At 50.4% G+C, this 3251-nt stretch carries 3 protein-coding genes; all 3 read right to left on the bottom strand.

The window, feature by feature from the left end; translation table 11 throughout:
• Positions 1-140 precede the first annotated feature (140 nt).
• Genes FDW87_RS01905 through FDW87_RS01895 form a run of 3 tightly spaced genes read right to left on the bottom strand, consistent with a single transcriptional unit; the run spans position 141 to position 3201 of the window.
• Complete coding sequence (locus FDW87_RS01905; protein WP_137379411.1) at positions 141-899, bottom strand: amino acid ABC transporter ATP-binding protein; 759 nt, start codon at positions 897-899, stop codon at positions 141-143.
• Between the two features lie 7 nt (positions 900-906).
• A complete protein-coding gene (locus FDW87_RS01900; RefSeq protein ID WP_016157600.1) occupies positions 907-2010 on the bottom strand; it encodes an amino acid ABC transporter permease in 1104 nt (367 codons plus the stop codon).
• A 9-nt stretch (positions 2011-2019) separates the two neighbouring features.
• Positions 2020-3201: an amino acid ABC transporter permease gene (locus FDW87_RS01895; RefSeq protein ID WP_137379410.1), complete on the bottom strand. Its 1182-nt coding sequence runs from the start codon at positions 3199-3201 to the stop codon at positions 2020-2022.
• Positions 3202-3251 lie beyond the last annotated feature (50 nt).

Genomic DNA, 3251 nt, shown 5'->3' with positions numbered 1-3251 from the left:
CGTAGCGCCGATGGTAGTGTGGGGTCTCCCCATGCGAGAGTAGGGAACTGCCAGACATCAAATAAAAACAAAAGGCCCAGTCGAAAGACTGGGTCTTTTGTTTTATCTGTTAAACGCCGGGCTGTATCCGGCGCATGACTTTAATGAATAACCTGCGATAAAAACGCACGAGTGCGTTCAGATTTGGGGTGAGCAAAAAACTCATCCGGTGCTGCCTGTTCAACAATCTCGCCAAGATCCATAAAGATCACCCGGTCGGCCACTGTGCGGGCAAAGCCCATTTCATGGGTAACACACAGCATGGTCATACCTGATTGCGCCAGACCTATCATGGTATCAAGTACTTCTTTTACCATTTCAGGATCCAACGCTGATGTAGGTTCATCGAATAACATAATTTTAGGTTTCATGCACAGTGAGCGTGCAATGGCTACACGCTGTTGCTGCCCACCAGAGATTTGCCCAGGATATTTATGCGCATGTTCAGCAATACGAACTCGCTCAAGGTAGTGCATTGCCAGAGCTTCAGCCTCTTTTTTTGGCATCTTTTGCACCCAGATCGGTGCCAGCGTGCAGTTTTGCTGGACCGTCAAATGAGGAAAGAGATTAAAGTGCTGAAAGACCATGCCAACTTCTTGTCTGACGCGCTCAATATTGCGGATATCTTCATTGAGTTCGATCCCATCCACCACAATACGTCCTTGCTGATGCTCTTCCAGGTGGTTGATACAGCGGATAGTTGTCGATTTACCCGAACCGGAAGGTCCGCATAATACGATGCGTTCTCCCTGCTTTACCTTCAGGTTGATGTTTTTCAGGACGTGAAACTGTCCGTACCATTTGTTGACGTTTTCCAGCGTAATCATCGCGTCGGTAGACGGCATTAATAATTGGCTCATAAATTCCTCAGTGCGGTGTACGCCCGGTGTTAAAACGTTTTTCCAGATGTTGGCTGTAACGCGACATGCTAAAACAGAAGATCCAGTAAATCAGTGCAGCGAAAACATATCCTTCCGTCGACATACCCAACCATGCAGGGTCCACAGTTGCCTGCTGCACGCTACTGAAGAGATCAAACAGGCCGATGATGATGACCAGACTGGTATCCTTAAACAGGGCGATAATCGTGTTAACCAGACCCGGAATAACCAGCTTGAGGGCTTGCGGAAGAATGACCAGCCCTTGCGTTTTCCAGTACCCTAACGCCAGTGATTCAGCGGCTTCATACTGACCTTTTGGTAGGGCCTGTAACCCTCCGCGAACCACTTCTGCGACATACGCCGACTGGAAAAGAATCACGCCTACCAGCGCCCGGATAAGTTTGTCGATACTGGTCCCTTCGGACATAAACAGAGGAAGCATGACCGAGGACATAAAAAGGACGGTAATCAACGGCACACCGCGCCAGAACTCAATGAAAATGACGGATAAAATCCGCACGACTGGCATATGAGACCGGCGTCCAAGCGCCAGTAAAATACCCCACGGAAGCGCGCCCGCAATCCCCACGGATGCAATGATAAGCGTCAGTGTTAATCCGCCCCACTGTCGGGTTTCTACGCGCTCAAGTCCGAAAAAACCACCGTACATCAACCACCAGACCACCACGGGATAAACGACGGCCCAGACGGCGATATAGCGGCCACGGTGGGGAATAGATTTCCAGAACATAGGGACGATAGAGGCTAGGCCAATGATCAGGGCCAGATTTACGCGCCAGCGCTGATCGTGGGGATAAAGTCCATACATGAATTGCCCAAAGCGTTCATGAATGAACACCCAGCAAGCCCCAGCTTTGGTGCAGTCTGCGCGGGTTGAACCGACCCAGTTGGCCTGAAAGAATACCCAGTTCAGCAGTGGCGGAAGAAATGACCAAATCAGCCAAACGCACAGCAGCGTGAGCAGGCTATTTGACCAACTGGAGAACAGGTTTTTACGCATCCAGAGTAGACTGCGGCTTGCCGGGTTACTGTTCTGACGCGAGGGGTGAGACAGCAGTGCTTTTGTCATCATGGCTCCTTAGCGCTCAATCAGTGCAATACGACGGTTATAAATATTCATCAGCAGAGAAATGCTCAGGCTGATGATCAGGTACACCGACATCGTGATAGCAATGGTTTCAATGGCTTGCCCTGTTTGATTGAGTACCGTGCCGGCAAACAGTGAAACCATATCCGGGTAGCCAATAGCGGCCGCAAGAGAGGAGTTTTTGACGATATTCAGATACTGGCTGGTTAATGGGGGAATGATGACGCGCAGCGCCTGTGGGATGATCACCTGGCGCAGTGTCACCGGATTTGGTAGACCCAGTGAGCGTGCTGCTTCATGTTGGCCATAAGGAACGGCCTGGATTCCCGCTCGAATAATTTCTGCAATAAACGCCGAGGTATACACTGAAAGCGCCAGCGTCAGGGCAGCCAGTTCGGGAATAAGCACCATACCGCCACGGAAGTTAAAACCACGAAGGGCGGGGATATCCCAGTGAAGCGCTGCGCCAAACAGCCACTGTGAGATCATCGGTAAAAGCACGATCAGCGCCAGAGCCGTGGGCCAGGTCCGGCGTAGCTGACCGGTTTTAGTCTGGTGCATTCTGTTGTAGCGAAATAGCCCGATAGTGACGACGATAGTGATAATTACAGCGCCGCAAAAGGCAAAAAATCCTTCTCCTATTTGCGGTGCCGGAATATAGAGCCCCCGGTTACTCAGAAACATCAAGTCCAGCGCGTTAACGGCCTGACGTGGGCCGGGCAGGTTACGTAATACGGCGAAATACCAAAAGAAGATCTGCAGCAGCGGCGGTATATTGCGGAACGTTTCGATGTAGATCGTCGAGAGCTTTCGTAATAACCAGTTATCTGACAGGCGTGCCAGTCCGAGAAAGAAACCAATAATTGATGCGAAAACAATACACAGTGCAGAAACCAATAGCGTATTGAGCAGGCCAACGATAAAGACACGGCCATACGTATCGCCTTGCTCGTAATCGATCAGATGCTGGACAATACCAAATCCGGCGCTGCGATCGAGAAAAGATAATCCCGAGGTAATACCGCTATTATTCAGGTTATTTATCGTGTTATGGATGAGATAGACCGCAATGCTGATGACCGCAATGACGGCAAGTATTTGAAATAACCAGGCGCGGACCGCAGGGTTAGAAAAGGATAACGATCCTTTTACGATTGAGCGGCGATGGAACATAAGAAAACCTCGGTAACTATGACTCTGGACTGAGCGCCGCAGTCGCGGCG

The sequence above is a fragment of the Citrobacter sp. wls826 genome (assembly GCF_005281245.1).
In the GTDB taxonomy this organism is placed as follows: domain Bacteria; phylum Pseudomonadota; class Gammaproteobacteria; order Enterobacterales; family Enterobacteriaceae; genus Citrobacter; species Citrobacter braakii.
The sequence above is the reverse complement of the archived record's forward strand: the minus strand, read 5'-3'. Positions and strand labels throughout refer to the sequence as shown.

What these genes read in the sequence shown, in the direction of transcription:
- FDW87_RS01905 (WP_137379411.1), bottom strand. Translation starts at nt 899, where the DNA reads ATGAGCCAATTATTAATGCCGTCTACCGACGCGATGATTACGCTGGAA.
- FDW87_RS01900 (WP_016157600.1), bottom strand. Translation starts at nt 2,010, where the DNA reads ATGACAAAAGCACTGCTGTCTCACCCCTCGCGTCAGAACAGTAACCCG.
- FDW87_RS01895 (WP_137379410.1), bottom strand. Translation starts at nt 3,201, where the DNA reads ATGTTCCATCGCCGCTCAATCGTAAAAGGATCGTTATCCTTTTCTAAC.